This window comes from Natronomonas gomsonensis (assembly GCF_013391635.1).
Classification (GTDB): domain Archaea; phylum Halobacteriota; class Halobacteria; order Halobacteriales; family Haloarculaceae; genus Natronomonas; species Natronomonas gomsonensis_A.
In genome coordinates this window covers 441,675-457,323 of the sequence record NZ_JACAWU010000001.1, presented here as the reverse complement: position 1 = coordinate 457,323, position 15,649 = coordinate 441,675, and the positions used below count along the sequence as shown (strand labels likewise).

At 57.8% G+C, this 15,649-nt stretch carries 12 protein-coding genes and 13 tRNA genes; 3 read left to right on the top strand and 22 right to left on the bottom strand.

Annotated elements, in window-relative coordinates; all coding sequences use genetic code 11:
- Positions 1-230: 230 nt before the first annotated feature.
- The 17 genes from HWX69_RS02555 to HWX69_RS02475 form a co-directional block, all read right to left on the bottom strand.
- Positions 231-494 (bottom strand): hypothetical protein, encoded by a 264-nt coding sequence (locus HWX69_RS02555; protein ID WP_178915511.1) that lies wholly within the window; start codon positions 492-494, stop codon positions 231-233.
- The gene (locus HWX69_RS02550; protein ID WP_178915509.1) at positions 472-1,074 is read right to left on the bottom strand and encodes a hypothetical protein; all 603 of its coding nucleotides are present in this window, start codon (positions 1,072-1,074) and stop codon (positions 472-474) included. Before HWX69_RS02550 ends, HWX69_RS02555 begins: the two co-directional genes overlap by 23 nt.
- A 58-nt stretch (positions 1,075-1,132) precedes the next feature.
- Positions 1,133-1,426, bottom strand: coding sequence for a hypothetical protein (locus HWX69_RS02545; protein ID WP_178915508.1), 294 nt, complete (start codon positions 1,424-1,426; stop codon positions 1,133-1,135).
- 60 nt (positions 1,427-1,486) lie between these two features.
- Positions 1,487-1,559 (bottom strand) — tRNA-Gly (locus HWX69_RS02540).
- 27 nt (positions 1,560-1,586) lie between these two features.
- Positions 1,587-3,116: a TROVE domain-containing protein gene (locus HWX69_RS02535; protein ID WP_178915506.1), complete on the bottom strand. Its 1,530-nt coding sequence runs from the start codon at positions 3,114-3,116 to the stop codon at positions 1,587-1,589.
- 68 nt (positions 3,117-3,184) lie between these two features.
- Positions 3,185-3,259, bottom strand: a tRNA-Arg gene (locus HWX69_RS02530).
- Positions 3,260-3,740: 481 nt separating this feature from the next.
- Positions 3,741-3,816, bottom strand: a tRNA-Glu gene (locus tag HWX69_RS02525).
- Between the two features lie 108 nt (positions 3,817-3,924).
- A tRNA-Lys gene (locus tag HWX69_RS02520) sits at positions 3,925-3,997 on the bottom strand.
- Positions 3,998-4,000: 3 nt separating this feature from the next.
- Positions 4,001-4,073 (bottom strand) — tRNA-Glu (locus HWX69_RS02515).
- 34 nt (positions 4,074-4,107) lie between these two features.
- Positions 4,108-4,232: transfer RNA gene (locus tag HWX69_RS02510), tRNA-Thr, on the bottom strand.
- Positions 4,233-4,236: 4 nt separating this feature from the next.
- Positions 4,237-4,308 (bottom strand) — tRNA-Tyr (locus HWX69_RS02505).
- Positions 4,309-4,311: 3 nt separating this feature from the next.
- Positions 4,312-4,394: transfer RNA gene (locus HWX69_RS02500), tRNA-Leu, on the bottom strand.
- 40 nt (positions 4,395-4,434) lie between these two features.
- A tRNA-Leu gene (locus tag HWX69_RS02495) sits at positions 4,435-4,516 on the bottom strand.
- Positions 4,517-4,563: 47 nt separating this feature from the next.
- Positions 4,564-4,649, bottom strand: a tRNA-Ser gene (locus tag HWX69_RS02490).
- Between the two features lie 456 nt (positions 4,650-5,105).
- Positions 5,106-5,178 (bottom strand) — tRNA-Pro (locus tag HWX69_RS02485).
- Positions 5,179-5,430: 252 nt separating this feature from the next.
- Positions 5,431-5,504, bottom strand: a tRNA-Asp gene (locus tag HWX69_RS02480).
- Positions 5,505-5,507: 3 nt separating this feature from the next.
- A tRNA-Gln gene (locus HWX69_RS02475) sits at positions 5,508-5,583 on the bottom strand.
- Between the two features lie 1,369 nt (positions 5,584-6,952).
- On the opposite strand from HWX69_RS02475, the gene HWX69_RS02470 reads away from it, so the two are divergent.
- Entirely contained in the window at positions 6,953-7,903 is a 951-nt protein-coding gene (locus tag HWX69_RS02470) for a helix-turn-helix domain-containing protein (RefSeq protein ID WP_178915504.1), read from the top strand.
- A gap of 23 nt (positions 7,904-7,926) precedes the next feature.
- On the opposite strand, the gene HWX69_RS02465 is transcribed toward HWX69_RS02470, so the two are convergent.
- Positions 7,927-10,257, bottom strand: a complete 2,331-nt coding sequence (locus tag HWX69_RS02465) for an Eco57I restriction-modification methylase domain-containing protein (protein WP_178915503.1) — start codon at positions 10,255-10,257, stop codon at positions 7,927-7,929.
- Between the two features lie 204 nt (positions 10,258-10,461).
- The gene (locus tag HWX69_RS02460; RefSeq protein ID WP_178915502.1) at positions 10,462-10,773 is read right to left on the bottom strand and encodes a hypothetical protein; all 312 of its coding nucleotides are present in this window, start codon (positions 10,771-10,773) and stop codon (positions 10,462-10,464) included.
- A gap of 384 nt (positions 10,774-11,157) precedes the next feature.
- Here HWX69_RS02460 and HWX69_RS02455 point away from each other — a divergent pair, with 384 nt between their 5' ends.
- Complete coding sequence (locus HWX69_RS02455) at positions 11,158-12,420, top strand: HEAT repeat domain-containing protein (protein WP_178915501.1); 1,263 nt, start codon at positions 11,158-11,160, stop codon at positions 12,418-12,420.
- 89 nt (positions 12,421-12,509) lie between these two features.
- Here the strand turns inward: HWX69_RS02455 and HWX69_RS02450 are convergent, their stop codons facing one another.
- Complete coding sequence (locus tag HWX69_RS02450) at positions 12,510-12,797, bottom strand: amphi-Trp domain-containing protein (RefSeq protein WP_178915500.1); 288 nt, start codon at positions 12,795-12,797, stop codon at positions 12,510-12,512.
- Positions 12,798-12,896: 99 nt separating this feature from the next.
- On the opposite strand from HWX69_RS02450, the gene HWX69_RS02445 reads away from it, so the two are divergent.
- Positions 12,897-13,508, top strand: a complete 612-nt coding sequence (locus HWX69_RS02445) for a hypothetical protein (protein ID WP_178915498.1) — start codon at positions 12,897-12,899, stop codon at positions 13,506-13,508.
- Between the two features lie 214 nt (positions 13,509-13,722).
- Here the strand turns inward: HWX69_RS02445 and HWX69_RS02440 are convergent, their stop codons facing one another.
- Together HWX69_RS02440 and HWX69_RS02435 are read right to left on the bottom strand one after the other, a co-directional pair.
- Positions 13,723-14,064 (bottom strand): HalOD1 output domain-containing protein, encoded by a 342-nt coding sequence (locus HWX69_RS02440; protein ID WP_178915496.1) that lies wholly within the window; start codon positions 14,062-14,064, stop codon positions 13,723-13,725.
- Between the two features lie 173 nt (positions 14,065-14,237).
- On the bottom strand, positions 14,238-15,602 hold the full coding sequence (locus tag HWX69_RS02435) for a restriction endonuclease (RefSeq protein ID WP_178915495.1): 1,365 nt from the start codon (positions 15,600-15,602) through the stop codon (positions 14,238-14,240).
- Between the last annotated feature and the right edge of the window lie 47 nt (positions 15,603-15,649).

The window sequence follows — 15,649 nt, the reverse complement described above, 5'->3', positions numbered from 1 at the left end:
TGAGAGAGCGCTGAGGAACGACCGTCGAAACATGCCGTCGACAAAGTGACTCCCCTTCTAAAATCTACCTCCGCCTCGGGTACGTGCCTATGTACGTACTCACGTACATACGCAGGTGCGTGTGTGAGCACTCACCTGGTGGTGTAGGCTGGTCGGAGTATTGTCTAACGGAATCCGTTCAGTAGACGCGACAACATGTCCCTATTCGGGTAATGCTGCGAGTGACTCGGCTACTTCGATTCAGCGTCGGACTCGCTGCTCGCTTCGATGATCTCGGCCGCCACGTCCTTTACGTGTTGCTGATGCGACGCCGAAGTCTGCACGCTTTGGGCCGCATCAAGTTGGTCGTTGACGACCGCATTCTGCTGCGGTCCCCACGTCTCCGGTGATTCTGATTTGATGTATTCGACCCAGCGCTTGATACCCTCTATGCGTTGCTGACGGTTTCGTTCGTGCTTCGCGTCGAGGTGTTCAGGCGCGTTTGAGTCGCTCATATTCGTCTTCGACGTCAAGTCGCGTTACCCATTCTTCGAGGCGGGGCACACTAAGACTTTCCTCGAATAGCGTGTAGAGGTGAACCGCGTCCTCGATGTCCTTCTGTGCGTTGAGGTGGAGCTTGTATGCGATCTGGAGTTCTAACGGCCCAATCGGGATCGCCTCATTGCCGACTCTGGCTGTGATCGCATTTTGGAGGGATGCGCGGTCGAACTCGTCACGCGCGAACTTCACTTCGAGATGCGGCGTAATCTGATCTTCCGGGGCGACCCAGATGTTGTCGCCGTTATCGAGCATTTCGTACATCGAAGTGAGTGGCATCGCCGGGCCCCAGAACCCCTTCTCGTCGAGCGTCTCTGCGAGTTCGTCTACGGTCTCCTCGTCGATTTGTTCGATGAGGACGTCGACGTCTTCGGTAGAGCGCGCCCGCCCAGCGAGGATAGAGACGTACCCCGCGATGTAGACGTGCTTGATGTCGAACTGACCGAGAATCTCGGAGAATCTGATTGCCAGCTCGTCGAGCTGATTCGGCTCGCGTTCGACGACGAGTGTTCCATTCCGGAGCTCGATACCGCCCATAGATGTTCGTCAGCAGGTGACCGCATAAATCGTCGGGAAGGGCGGGGTTCGAGTCAACTCATCCGATCCGCTCAATTGACTCAAGGCCGGGAACCTCGGCGAGCCGTCTCCTCACCTGCGCATCGGTCATTGTCGTGGTCCAACGAATGGTGATGCCGACGGTGATGGTCGTTGCCGAAAGCTTCGGAGCGATACCGTGCAGATCGTCAACCGTGACGGTATCGATGTCCTCGGGACGTGAGAGGCGCTCTTCAGCGTCGGTGACGAGGTCGCCGTCTGCGCCACATGGGATGCGGATCGTGACGACAACAGTCGTCGTCGGTTCGGGGTCGTTGTCACTGGAGATTGCCATGATGTCACCTCTGCTGAAGAGCGTCGCTCGGACTGTCTGGTCTACGAGCTGCGCTCCGAGTGCGCGAGGGACGATTCGAACGCCCGTCTCGGTCGTGGCACGACCGCGTGATACCGAATTACACTACTCGCGCTTGACGAAGAAAGATGAGAGGGCAACGCTATGCAGGTTCGAACGCGTCGATTTCATCGATGACCTGCTTCGGGTTTTCGGCGTGTTCGATGAACGAGAGGACGTTCTCGGACCAGCCGGAGACGTTGTAGACGTTCTCGTAGCCTTCCGGCGTCACGAGGTCGCCGTAGGACGCAAGGTCGACGAGATACAGCGAGGTGTCCGAGGAGACATCGTTCCGATACGCGTCGAACGCTGCCTTGACCGTCTGGGTATCGTGTGCCGTGAATGGTGTGCTGTCCCAGATCTGCATGTCGGTGAAGACGACGATGCGCTCGACGGGTTCGCCTCGGTCGCGGAGGTACTCCAGTGCCTTCCAGCCGTTCGTCGAGTTCCCGACGTCCTCGTCGATGGCCAGTACCGCATCTTGACGCTGCAGTACTGGCGTGTCCACGTGCATCGGAACGGTCTGGAAGTCGTCACCGAACCCGCCGACTTCAGCGCCTTGGTTGGCCAGGATCGCACCGAACAACGCACCGATCTCCTTCAGCTTGAGCGTGCTGTTCGTGGATAGCGCCATGTCCATCGACCCTGAGAGGTCCACGGCGACGAACGTGTCTCCGAGTCCTTCGGGCACCGTCTCGACAGCGACGTCGATTGCGTCCTCCAGCCACCGCTCGACCGTCGATGCCTGGGTGTCAGCATTCTGGAGCGCGGTGTACGCCTGGTAGTACCGGAACGGGTACAGCGGCGCGTACCGGACTGCTTCCAGGTCAAGGTGTTCCACGACGGTGTCCTCGTCGACGCCGGCTTCGAGCATGTTCCGGAGGTTCCGGATCGACGCGAAGATCGGCAGCGAGTACGTGTCGTCCTCGATGAGCGTCTCCCACGCGTCTCGGGTGTTGCCGCGCTCGGAGATAACTGTCTCCCAGGTGTTCGGCGACGGCAGTGGTTCGATGTTGGGATAGTCGTCGAGATCGCCGCGCATGAATCGCTCGAACAGCACCTCTTGGTCGGCGTCGACTGGCTCGGGGTGGACGCGATTGAACACGTCGTGCAGCGTCACCTCACGCCGCGACAACTCGTACTTGCCCAGGGTGTAGGCGTCGGCCATCGAGACGAGCGCGTCTTCGATGCCGCGTCGAAGCGGCCACGGGGCAGTTCCGCCGAACAGCTGGTCGTGGATGGCGAGTACGGTCGCCGTCTCGTCCATTCGCTGGATGATCGCCGGGGCCCATTCGCGGATGAGCGACTCGGGGGAGTCGTCCTTGAACCGGTCGTCGTTGGCTGCCAGTACGAGCAGGACCTGTGGGATGTCCCGCAGGTAGAGCTCCTGGCGCGCGTACGCGGCGAGCTTCAGGACGAACTCCGGATCCTCGTCTGCCGCGGCGTCGAACCGCCGGACGACAGCAGCGAGTTGCTCGTCATCGGTTTCGTAGAACGAGTCTTCCAGCAGTTGGTTGATCGTGCGCTTGTACAGTGCGAGTCGAGGGTCGGCAGGCTCGAACGCTTCGCCACCTTCGCAGTTGGTGGTTCGCGTCGCCTCCGCGACCGTTTGCTTTGGCGTGTTGAATTCCATACTATCACTCGGAGCCGCAACAGGCGACTCCGATACCGGTGCTGCTCACACGCGGTGCGAGCAGCGAACGTCCCCGGCACGATTCGAACGTGCGACACCCGGCTTCGAAGGCCGGTGCTCTGTCCAGGCTGAGCTACGGGAACATGAGAGTGGCCGGAAACTGCTGGAGCCGGAACAGCGTGCTACCTGGTTACACTACAGCGGAAAAACGGATTCCACCACCGGGATTCGAACCCGGACTTCCGGCTCCAGAGGCGAAGGATGGCTCCAACTCGACGGCCACGGGATGAGTGATGGCGACCGGGAAACTGTCGAGGCGGATCCGGTGTCGAGAGCACCCACGTGCTCTCTTTGTCCGGGATGTTCTCGATGGACAGGGCCACCGACAGGATTTGAACCTGCGAGTTCCTGGCGAAGCAACGCCCCGACTCGACGGTCGCCACGTGCGGTCGGGAAACTGACGGCGCGACGGGCTATGACTCCCGGTGTGGGCCTTGCGGGCTGAAGGAACGCACCGTCTCGTCGACCGCACGCTATGGGAACCGACAGGGGACGCGTCACCGGTCTACGTCGTTACCTCGATGGTACGACGCAGAGCGTCGCTGTCCACTGCCAGTTCCCGAGTGCTCCCGAGGGGAATCGAACCCCCGACCTCCAGCTTGAAAGGCTGGCGTCCCTCGCCAACGGAGACTCCGGGAGCATCACTGCTAGGAACTAGTGGTTCCGAGCGCCTGGGGAAGGACTCGAACCTCCCGCGACTGGTGTAACAGCCCGGCACCCCCTCCAGGGGCGTCTCCCAGGCACCGAGAGGGCCCGACGGGATTCGAACCCGCTATCCTGCGGTTAAACGCCGCTTGCCTGTCCTCATAGGCTCCGGGCCCGTATGCTCCAGCCCGGATTCGAACCGGGGGATCGGCCGTGAGAGGGCCGTGAGTTTGGCCGCTACTCCACTGGAGCGGGTTGGCCTCTCCTGGAATGGGTCATCGGCCAGTGGGACGGGCAGGATTCGAACCTGCGTGTTCTCGTTACAAGTGAGATGAAGGAGCCCTCACCGTCGCACCGGGTCTCCGGTGAAAACTCGGTGAGAGCGTGAATGCCAGGCTCTTCCACCGTCCCGCAGTCTCCCCGGCACGACTCGAACGTGCGTCTCCTCCTCTACAGGGAGGCATCGTAGCCGCTAGACCACAGGGAGAAATGTCGCCGCAAGGATTCGAACCTCGGAAGGACCTACGCCAGCGGTTCTGAGCCGCTTCCCGTTGACCACTTGGGTACGGCGACAGGGAATACAGGGAATCGTCTACCGGTACAGTGACCGGCATGCCGCCACCAGGATTCGAACCTGGGAAGGACTAACCACACGGTCCTCGACCGTGTCCGTTTGACCACTCTGGCATGGCGGCGCAATTCGAGAATCGCCAACGAATCTGCGAACCACTTCGGCACGCAGCGGCGGGAGAGTGATTCGAACACTCGTGCCCTCGCGGACGCCGCGGTTCCAACGCGGTCCCTTGGCCGGGCTAGGGAAATCCCGCCAACGGTGAGACGGAGAGTCGAACTCCGAAGCCTCGCGGCTCTCGGTTTCAAACCGAGCGCAGTCACCAATCTGCTTGTCTCACCACACGCCGTCGGAGCAAGCTCCAACGAGCCCCCTTCGCGCTACTCACGGGATGTCGGAAGGTGCGTAATGCTCAGCTTCTGACCCTCGCTTTCGGAGTGTGTGAGTTCACCAGCTCCCAGTCACGGGCGGGCCGAATGGCGGTCACCTCGTTCCGTGAAAGTACGTGCCTTCGTCGGTGACGCAGATTCTCACGCTTCCAATCGTGTCGATGGACGTTGTTTCGCCGAGCGGGACGTGGCGGAACGCTTCTTCCTCGCAGTCAGGGCAGACATTCTTTGGCATCACGCCGTGTCCCGGAGTTGAACCGGGAACCCGTCGCCGGGGCTGGCGTAGCAGGCCAGTGGGGTCACCATTCCCCAGACACGGCACACTGAGCCGACGAGGATTCGAACCTCGGTCCTGTGTGCCCAAGGCACAGATCGTCGTCCGCTGGACTATCGGCTCACGGGTACTGCCAAGATCTCGGCAGTTGATCATCTATCTGTACGACTGTTTCCAACTGCGCAACTGCGACCGAGTGGTCGTGATTGCGCGTCTCATCGCGGAGGCGTACTTCGGGTGCTCCCGGGAATACCACACCGGCTCATGTAGGTTGCAGACCCTGCTGGGCCCAGCATCGTGGGAACGATCCAGATGATCGCACCAACGGGCTGCCTACCTCGATGGGTATCCCCACGTGGTTTGTCCACGCGTCCACGCCGACGCCGGGATTCGAACCCGGATCACGGCCGTGACAGGACCGTATGCTCGCCGGATTACACCACGTCGGCATGTCGCCCCGGCCGGAATCGAACCGGCGGCCTCCGGATTCAAAGTCCAGCGTCCCTCGCCAGCGGAGACTCCGGGGCTCGACGTAGCCGCAGCTAACGCTGCGGGGGATGTGTGCTAGCGACTCCGAGTACGCTCAGCGCGTATGGGATCGCTCGTTCGTTCCATTGTCAGGAACGAACGTAGACCAAACTGCCACGAGCTTCAGTTGCCGTACTCGCGTGACGCTGTGAGCTAAGCGAGTACTAGGCGAAAGCAGGCGGCAATCCCGTGTTCCCCAGCCCCTGACGGGTAGTCCGCGTGGGAGCCGGGTTATGCGGGTGAGAGTGTCCGGAGATCGCCAGACTGCGTCGCACTTTCGCGTTCGATGGCGACGCAGACCCAGTGATTCCCGGCCGGACTCTTCGCACGCTGGTCTTGTAGATACTCGCCGAACACGCGACCCGCGGCTAAGCGAGAACGAGCACGCCGCGGTTTGAAGCGAGTATCGACCATGTTGCGAAATTCTCCGTTTTCGGGATTTGTTTCGGGCTTCAATTACGGAATATCGTGGCAACTGTATTAAAGTTAGTCAGGGTGTGGTAACCACAGACAAGAAGGTCGTGAAGTCCTGTGCCAGGTACATTATTAGAGGTTACTGCTGCAGGGCACAGAAACTATTTACAGCAAACTGCTGTCTATTATTGCAGATGGTTGGTCCACCGTCGGTCCGGTTCTAGCCGGGAACCCAGTCACAGACGTGACTGATGGTTCTCGGTTAGAGACCAATGACCGAGAATACTGACGCAGGCAAGTCTGAACAGACAGAGTGTAGCGACGCGCCTCCTCAACCGATTGACCCTACCGACTGTTCTTCGTGTCGGGAGACAAGCCCCATCATGGCGTGCGATGCGTGCGACACCACGCACTATGCCGAACTCCACGATGTCTCGCTTGGTGACTCTGAGTACGATGTGTGTAGCGACTGCCTCCAGTTGCTCGTCGATCAGGTCGAGCGATACTACTGGTGGGAACGCCTGACTGAGGCGCACTACAATCGCGCAGCGGAATTTCTCCGGTCACTCGATGAAGTTTGGTGCGTCAAGGATCAGGCGTACGCTGGCGGCGAGTTGTGGGTTCACACGCCATATTGTGATGCGGCAGTCGTTAGAGATGTCTGCGATCACTTCGGATTCCAAATCCGGTGGTTCAGCGTCGTGTATGCTTGTGACGCTGGATTCGATTGCATCTCAGAGCATGGTCGCTGTATCGAAATTAACCTCACCTACACGAATCGCCCCTCGAATCCGCTTCCGTTAGAATACGACATCCAGGATGACGTGACGTACCACGAGATCGAGTGGCTCGAAAACCATCACCGCCTATTCGACCCAACGACTGATTGGAGTAGGCCACCGTAAACAAATACTCAAGAACACTTATTATTGATTTACTATTTTGTTTTACAGCAGTGCTTACGAACGCGGGAATCGAACTCCTCGACGCCCTTCACCGGGGGCGCGAAGCGACCGTGCACGAGCTCGCAGACGAAACGGGGCTCAGCACTTCGCAGATCTACCGGACGGCCGACGAGCTACGCACCGAAGGGCTCATTGACGAGTCCAGGGGGCACCACAATCAGCGGCTTCTGCGCGTTACTAGCCATCCCGTGATCGAAGCGTACCGAAGCCTGGTCTCAAAACTGGGGCACGTCGACTGGCCCGATTTGCTCTCGCCGGCAACAATACGCATTTGCTGGTTTCTGGATGAACCACGACGCGCAACGACAATCGCAGATCGACTTGATATTACTCGACAGGCGGTCCATCACGCGTTGGATCCGTTGAAATATCGCGCGATGCTCTCTCCATCCGGGCCGGAGTATGCGCTCGTCCCCGGCCTCCAACCGCTACACGACTTCGCAGAAGCCGTTATTCTCCACGAGCACCGCACCCGTGTCCGGCGTCTCGCGCCAAGTGCAACAGTCGAGTGGTTCGACCCCGAGCGGGCACTCGTCCACGTCCACACCAAAGACGACACCGCGGCTCTCCGAGCCGCTGATGAATGGGAGATGACCGGGCTTGCGCGGTTCGCCTCATTCGACCTGCAGTTCTTCCTGGCCGGTGAACCCGCTTTCTGGTACGCACCGGACGAGCATCTCAGGCCCGCCCAAGTTGTCTGTCACAGTCTCGTGGCCGATACCGGATCAAGGCGAGTGAGCTACGCGCTCCTCCTCATCGAACACGCGGACATCGACGAGAATGATCTGCGCAATACTGCAACGTGGTACGGTTTAGAATCTACAGTCTCGGATATGTACGCGTTTCTCAACGGTGAGGTTGAACAACGAGACAGCCGTGAGACTGTGCTTCCAGACCCGGCCGAGTATGAGTCATTGAAGTCTCAGTACGGAGTGAGGTAAGTCACTGGATAGAGCGATACCTGCTACAACTCCCGTTTGAGCACTGAATCGATTCGACTGATGATGGGCTCCTCATCCTCGTCACGTCGTGCGGCTTCCCGAAGGTCGTCGAAAGAATCGGCGAGCGTGGAGACGACAGTGTCAGGGACCTCTCGTGGATCGATGACAGGGATGTCTTTCGCGTCTCCCGGTTCGATTTTCTTCAATCCGCCTGACAACGTGTGTAGCCCACGAGAGATGATCTTGTTGACGAAAGTGGAGTTCAGATACGCCAGGAGCGCTTTCTGCTCGATTCGTCCAATCATCGGATCAGGATAGATTCCGTAATAACTGTTCAGGTGTCGCGCGTTGGTCTCGTTCAGCAGGAAGCGGAGGCTCGACCGACCCATCGGTGCTATCAGTATCGGCGCGATATCACCGCGCTCAACACGGTACCAGGGCTCCCGACTGTGGACGGTTGACCGTGTTGATAGGTCATCATGTTCGGCTAGGCCGTGTCGTAGATACTCCACTACCGAGAAATCTGGTTCTTCAGTTGTTGCAACTTCATTCCAATCTGCACGGCCAGCCTCGTCATCGTAAGTCGTTGCAGGCACTCCTTTGATGCGCTCGGTATAGTATAGTAGCCACGTAGGCCGATCGTCATCGCGGTAGTGTTCCCAGTCGTCTGAACGAATATCGTATCCTTCGACGTACTCCGGCTTCGGAACCATCCGTTCGAGGAATCGTGGTTCGATTCCCCACGCGTCGACGGTCTCCTGGGTGAGGCAAAAGAAATCGTTCTCGCCGGTCTGTAACCCGCGGCGGACGTCTGCGAGTTCTGAGAGCGGCGTGAGATGAGGGGACGTTTCGACGTCAATCGGGTCGAACAAACGGTCCCACTTCTGTTCGGGATTCAAGTCTGCCTGTTCAACGCAGTGTACGACTCCCCAGTCCGGGTCCCGTCGCTCGCCGTTTCGGACCGCGTCGACGAGGCTCGGAACATCCTGCCTCTCGTCGACGCGAACGAATCGCGTCACATCCGTCTCCTCACTCTCACTTCGTGCTTCGAGAAACAGAATCAGCTCGGTCGTCTGCGCGTTCTCGAATGCCGACTCGGTGTTCGGATCAAACAGGAGGAGCGCGTTCACGTGAAATTCCCGCAGCAGGAACCGCTTGAGTGGCGTTCCGTAGGCCCGTGCCAAGAAGACGTGTGGGACGATGACCGCCGCCCGATCCCCAGGGTCGAGGAACTGCCGCAAGTGGTACAGGAAGTACGCATACAGCGGCGAGGTGCCGGGGATTTCTAATCCTGTCCGGTCTTTGGCTTGGGCGTTGCGTTCGGTTCTGTACGCTGTGGGGAGCTCCTGATATCGTGTATACGGCGGGTTACACACCACTGCGTCGACGTCGTGATCCAAGTCTCCCGGGGCGAGGTCGAGGAAGTCAGTTAGTTGGGCTGTCGTGGCTTGTCTGGCCAGTGTCTGTGCTGTGATGCCCATTCGGGCGGCGATTGGACTCCGATCGATTCCCGTGATGTCTCCTGGGTCAGTGCTCACGTCCCATCGTGGATGAAACGGCGTCGACAAGCCGCTGGCACCCATGCCCGGATCGAGGACGGCGTCTCCACCGCTGGTCGCCCACGTCTGCATTAGGTTCCCAATTTCTGGCGGGGTTCTGTGTTGGCCAATCTTCCTGCGGCACTCGTTGGGGAGCAGCGCTTCGTAGAGTCTCCCGATGGCCTCTGCGGGCTGGCCCGAATACAACACCCTGTGACGTTCGCCGAGTACCGCCTCTAGATCCGTTGCCTCGAATAGCTGCACGACGTCATCAAGCACACACGCTTCGAATCCAAGGTGTCCTGTTCGTTCCTCGATTTGGCGAAGTGCGTTCTTCGAAGTAGTATCGAGTGCTGGCCACCCGTGCTGCTGCCGCAGTCGTTCGTAGAGTACCGCCTGTAGGAGGACACCCAGGACTGCCTGGCGTGCAATAATCGTCTGAACGGCTGTGTGTTCCAGTGACTCGAAGCCGTGTAACTCACACCAGTCTTGGAGCCGTCTTCGAAGCGACTGAGGTAGCTCTGAGTTCAGAGCCGGAACGACGGTCTCGGCGGCAGTTTTGATGGCCTCGATCAAGCCCTTTCCGACTACCGGTACGAACGTTTGGGCGACTGAGTCCCGTTCGTAGTTGAGTTCGTCGAGTATCCGACCAGTGAAACGCTTCTTCACCTCTGGTTCCCAGACTGGAATCCCGACATCTGCGGCTGTCCGATAGAGCTCTGATTCGGAGAACGGTGGTGGGTGGTCGTGGTCGTCACCGGTGAGCCGTTCGATGACCTCTTCGATCTGCTCACGTCGACGGGCTTCTAACCCCACCGGTGTGATCGGTAATTCGTCTCTCCCGTCGCTCGATCCTACGGATGGTTCGGGGGTCGGATGGTACGTGCGCGTGTCGCACGTCGTCCCTCGTCGATGTAGGCGATTGATACGCCTGGGTTCTGGCATAAGCCTCGCTTCGGGAATGATCCGAAGTACGCCGCCCACCTACCGGGTTGTGGGCTTCCGAGGCGGCTCCTAGAGCTACGTTTCGACTAGGTGGCCGAACTCGTCGACGACGATCTCGCCGTCAATCGCTCGCTCTTCACACCAGTCCAGCGCTTCTTCGTCGGTCAACAGCTGGATCTCTTCGCCAGGCGTGCGCTGATTGCTGATTTTATCTGCCCATTTCGTGGCCGCGCCGCCGTCGCCGTGAAGGAAGTACTCGCTGTCGGCGGTCTTGTACAGGGTTTCGATCAGGTAGTTGAAATCGCCCCTGTCGGTCAGTGGACCGTACCTAGCGATCTGTTCGGCTTGGTCTGTATCGTACAGCTTGCGGTCGATGACTTGCTGCATGCACACCGGCAAAATCCGCTGGGAGTTATAAACATTAGGGCACGATTTCTAACGGTACAGGCCGTTAGAAGCCAAATCCGGACTCACAGCACGACCACCCGACTGACAGCACGACCATATCGCCGATCATGATGATTACTCAACCAAATCGCGCCTGAATAGGAGATGAATCAAGAAGGGAATCGCGCGCGTCGGGAAACCGGCGTGGTTTCGTGAACGATGTTTTTGTAATCCCGGTTCGACGCAGCGGACACCTACCGAGTTCCCGTCTGAACTGAAGCAAGCCAGAATCCCCTCCGGAATTAACTATCTGAGCCTTCAACGGGTATAGCAGAGCCCACGTTGCGCTCCGGCCTCGGGTCAACGCAGTCTCTACGAACAAGTATGACTGGCAACGATGAACCGTCGAGTGACGGGATGGAAGAGAACTCTGACCGCGCGTTCGAAAGCGGCCACGAGGAGCGAGAAGCCCACTATCCGGACGCTGGCTACAATCTCGTTGAGATTAATCTGATGCGACCACCGGGTGAGGCACTCGCGGTGGTCAGCCACCATCTAGCACTCTCCAGCATCACGATACCTCCAGCAACCGAATTCGAAGATTACGTAGTGTACGACCAGTACGGTCACGCCTACGACCACGACGATCTTCAGAATCCTTTGGAAGCCGTGGACACGACCGATGTTGACGGGATGGTTGATACTATCCAAACGGGCGAGAGTAAAGCGCAGCGACTGGCCTTATTCAGGCTCGCACGACTCGCAGAAGCAGACCCCAGCGCTGGTCTTACGGCTGTTCCCGTACTAACGACTGAATTACAGGGATCAGACCCGGCTATCCAGGCTGAAGCTGTAACAATACTCTCGTCTGTCGCTCAAGAGCATCCTGAAGAGGTAACCCCCGCTGCTGCGGACGTCATCGAATTTCTCGCTTCGGAAGCAGATCCTGACGTTCTTGCTGACGCGATTACCATCGTCGCGGAGATTTCCGATTCGAATCCCGGTGCTGTCGTCGATGCGGTACCGAAACTCGCGGCACTCCTCCAAGATGGCTCACCCGCTGACACGACAGCAATCACAGCAATTCAACGCGTCGCAGAAGCATATCCAGACGCTGTCGTTCCAATCACTCCGCAGCTCACCGCATACCTCGGCGAGAGTGATGAGTCACACCGGATTGGTGCACTCGCCATCCTCGGAACACTCTCGAAGGACTACCCCAACGTCGCTGAAGACACGATCCCAACGGCAATCGAATTGCTTGACGCGGATCACTACAAACTTCGCGCGAATGCAGCCGGTCTGTTGGCAGACCTGGCTGACGCATACCCTGATCAAGTCAAGCCAGTGGTCCCACGGGCAATCGAGCTGTTGGACGACTCAGATGAGAAGGCACGGTACAACGCGACATCAATTCTCGCACGAATCGCCAAAGCAGATCCGGATGCCGTCGAACCCGCAATCGAACCGTTGATCGACGCATTAGACGAGGACTTCGCGTACACCCGATCCAATGCCTGCTGGGCACTCGGTTATCTCGCAGCCGAAGACGCACTGGAGCGGTTACGAGAAATCAAAGAAACAGACGAGAACGAAGAAGTACAGCAAGCGTCGTCGATTGCAATTGACGAGATCGAAAGCCGCTAACAAGTGTGAGAGTGTCATAGAATCGCCCCTGAGTGTTTCTTTTCACTTGTCTCCCCAGCGAACCTGCCGTTAGATACGTGGCTAATTAGTCACTCGATTTCTAACTGGCCGGTCCCACCGTCCCCTCCATTACCGTTCTCGTCCCATTCGAGTTCGAACTCAATACTCAATTCACCGGGTCCGTCCGTCGGTCCCTCGCGTTCGGCTTTAACCTCAAACGTCGGGCGCGCTGGTGGCTCCATTGTCACGGACTCAGAACCGGATTTGAGTGTAACTGCATCCCCTTGTTCAAGCTTATCAGCGACGCTACGGAGATACGATGCGATTTCTTCTCGGGTCTGATCACTCTCTGATTTGAACAGGACTTCTTCAGGCATAATCAACAATACGCTACCTGCACCGATAAGTGAATCCCCCTTACAACTACCAACGATTCAGCCCAATCGTTTTGTACTCACAATTGGGATGAGAGACTAATGTCGATTGATTTCCCCTCTCTCGTGGCGGATTTCAAACAGCGAGCTACCTACGCTTCTGTAGTGTTCATAGACCAGAACGGTGATCGACAAACTGACTCAGATCCCTGTTTTAGTACTATCTCGGACCGCCTGCAATCGCGTGAGTATCTCAAGAAAGACGAGCTTCTTGAGATTGGACGGTGGAAAGTCCAAGGCGGTAGAATTGATCGTCACCTCGAAAAGAACTCGCCGGTAACGGTCAAAGAACAGAGTGAGATCGCATTTTCTGCCGATAAAGATGAAACGAAAATTGCTGCGCTATCTGAATTAACGGGTGTTCGAGTGCCGGTCGCGTCTACGATATTGGCAATGTGGAAACCAACAAAGCACGCGGTGATTGATTATCGGGCGCTTCGCGCGCTTCCCGCAGCCAAACCACAATTACTCGACCACACCGAATATGCCGAGTTCGCGGAATTTTTAGAACTATTCCGAACATACGGATCTGATCCGAGTGCCTACGAATTCTACATAGACCATGTCCGCGAACTAGCCGAACAGAATGGCCTCCTTCCGCGCGAGGTCGATATGGCTCTCTGGGAGTATGACCGCAAACGAACGGAATCATAACTCCCCCTTCGACAATCAGACCCCCTTGCTAATCCCTCTCGTTTAGCCGACTCTCGGTACATCCCATTTGGTGGATATCTACAGAAATAGACGAGAATGGCCCTGTTGGAATCCTTAGAAACTGATACAAATGAAGTGCTGAGTATTGGGCGCGTATGCACCACTGTTCTCGGCAGAACAGTCCTGTTGGAGTTAGAGTACTGAGCGAGTCGAATTAGACGGGAGTGGATTCGAAGACGGGTTCCGGTTCGGTGGGTTGGGTGTTATCGCAGACTCGAATGCATCCATCGGCCCGGACGAACACGTTCCAAGTCTCGACCTGAAAACTGAGGAGAGCATCCGCGTGGGCTGCGCCGTCGTGCTCTCCGAAGAGATGATCGAGCGCGTCAGGATCGACGAACTCGTACAGTGGGGGGAGTTCGATGGGATCAATCCCGGCGGCTTCTGCTAGAGCCTCGATGATGACTTCCGTGGGCGACACATCGCTCCCGGACTCGTACTCAGCATCCACCACTGGTGTACAGCCACGATAGACGTTCAACGATTCCTGCTCCATATCGAATCTCAAGCCGGGAGTACCTTTACTCTATCGCGGCAGAAGGCTCGGGATTCAATACGCACTCTTCAGCGACCGGTTGTTTCAGACGATAATATATCTGAAGAATCCGATTTCAACAGACACACGAGCACTATTCTATGCCACCCAGAACGTGCCAATTAGAGGCGTCGTCAGAGCCCGCCAACGCTAGCCAGCACTCCAAGAAGGACGATTATGACGAGCACGACTGTACCGACAGTGAGCGGCGTGTTTTCCATCGCTTTCTCGTAGAACGGCATCGCCTCGTACTCTTCCCGGAACGCGTCACGGTTCGCCTCGTCGTAGAAGTACTTCGTTTTGAACGCAAAGCGCTCGGTTACGGCACATCCGGTACAGACCGGCGTCCCCTCCAGTCGCTCAGTTTCGATGTGTGAGTCGCAGTTGATGCTCCCGCAGTTCGCACAGAACGTATAGGTGTTGTCGGTGCCGGCTGTATCGCAGTGGACGCACTGATGGATCCCGTCTTCGCTCGTCACGCGTGATGGCCCCGCCGCGAAATACTCGTAGGGATACGAGTATGCTTGTAGGTCGGTCGTGTGCCGAACCAGCGGTAGATACACCGGGTCGATTGACTCCACCGAGATGTCTGAGCGGTTGGGCTCGCAGGTCTTGTTGTAGGTGACGTTGTTGTCGCCTGTATAGGAGACGGTCGTCGTGTGGTGGTCTTGTAGTCGCTCGACGGCCCACTCCTTGTACGCTGTCTGGGTCTGGCCGAACCGGCGTTCCTCGACCGCGTCAAACACCTCCTCGAACTGGTCTGCATCGAGGTCGATGGTCGCGTGGCGGTTCTCCAATACGAGATTTGATACCTCTCCTGATGCGGTTCGGGGCTGACCGCGTTCTGCGTAGATGGCGAACTGTGACCGGTCGTTGATCCGGTGTATCACGCCAACCGATGTCTCGAAGACGGCGTTCGTGTTCGCAGTCACAACTACGACCGGACGGAACGTCACTCGTGAATACGGCGCGGGAAGGTCCGACGAATCGATGTTTCCGATGTCCTGAAACGCCTCTGTGACGGGCGTAGTCACCGACGTTGCTGGGTCGTACGGCCGGAGCGTCTCGTCGCATAGGATTTCAATCCGGCCGTTATAGAGGTCGAGTCCGATTTCGTCGGCGATCTCACGGAGGTCTTCACCGTCAATGAGTTCGATCGGATACGGATCGTCGTTCCGTTGGAGTCGCTGGGCATACTCGATAGCCGGATTGGTGAACCGCCCAGTCGTCACCGCCATTCCACGTTTCGACCCGTCGAACTCGAAGGTCGAAATCGCCGAGTGGAGTTTCTGCACCACCGGCCGCCCGACTGTCCCCGTGTGTTTACACTCGACGACAATGCCTCTCCGAGTCCCGTCCACGACTTCTTCCATGAGGATGTCGCGCCCTTCGTCAGCCGTCCGTTCTGCTTGTCGAACGTTCTCGTAGCCAAGATTCCGGAAAACATCTTCCATTACGTCCTCGAACTCGAACCCGGAGAGCTCATCCAAGACGGGCATTGGGTTACTCGAATTGTTTCATTTATGTCGTAAATACGTTGCTTCGG

What these genes read in the sequence shown, in the direction of transcription:
- HWX69_RS02555 (WP_178915511.1), bottom strand. Translation starts at nt 494, where the DNA reads ATGAGCGACTCAAACGCGCCTGAACACCTCGACGCGAAGCACGAACGA.
- HWX69_RS02550 (WP_178915509.1), bottom strand. Translation starts at nt 1,074, where the DNA reads ATGGGCGGTATCGAGCTCCGGAATGGAACACTCGTCGTCGAACGCGAG.
- HWX69_RS02545 (WP_178915508.1), bottom strand. Translation starts at nt 1,426, where the DNA reads ATGGCAATCTCCAGTGACAACGACCCCGAACCGACGACGACTGTTGTC.
- HWX69_RS02535 (WP_178915506.1), bottom strand. Translation starts at nt 3,116, where the DNA reads ATGGAATTCAACACGCCAAAGCAAACGGTCGCGGAGGCGACGCGAACC.
- HWX69_RS02460 (WP_178915502.1), bottom strand. Translation starts at nt 10,773, where the DNA reads ATGCAGCAAGTCATCGACCGCAAGCTGTACGATACAGACCAAGCCGAA.
- HWX69_RS02455 (WP_178915501.1), top strand. Translation starts at nt 11,158, where the DNA reads ATGACTGGCAACGATGAACCGTCGAGTGACGGGATGGAAGAGAACTCT.
- HWX69_RS02450 (WP_178915500.1), bottom strand. Translation starts at nt 12,797, where the DNA reads ATGCCTGAAGAAGTCCTGTTCAAATCAGAGAGTGATCAGACCCGAGAA.
- HWX69_RS02445 (WP_178915498.1), top strand. Translation starts at nt 12,897, where the DNA reads ATGTCGATTGATTTCCCCTCTCTCGTGGCGGATTTCAAACAGCGAGCT.
- HWX69_RS02440 (WP_178915496.1), bottom strand. Translation starts at nt 14,064, where the DNA reads ATGGAGCAGGAATCGTTGAACGTCTATCGTGGCTGTACACCAGTGGTG.
- HWX69_RS02435 (WP_178915495.1), bottom strand. Translation starts at nt 15,602, where the DNA reads ATGCCCGTCTTGGATGAGCTCTCCGGGTTCGAGTTCGAGGACGTAATG.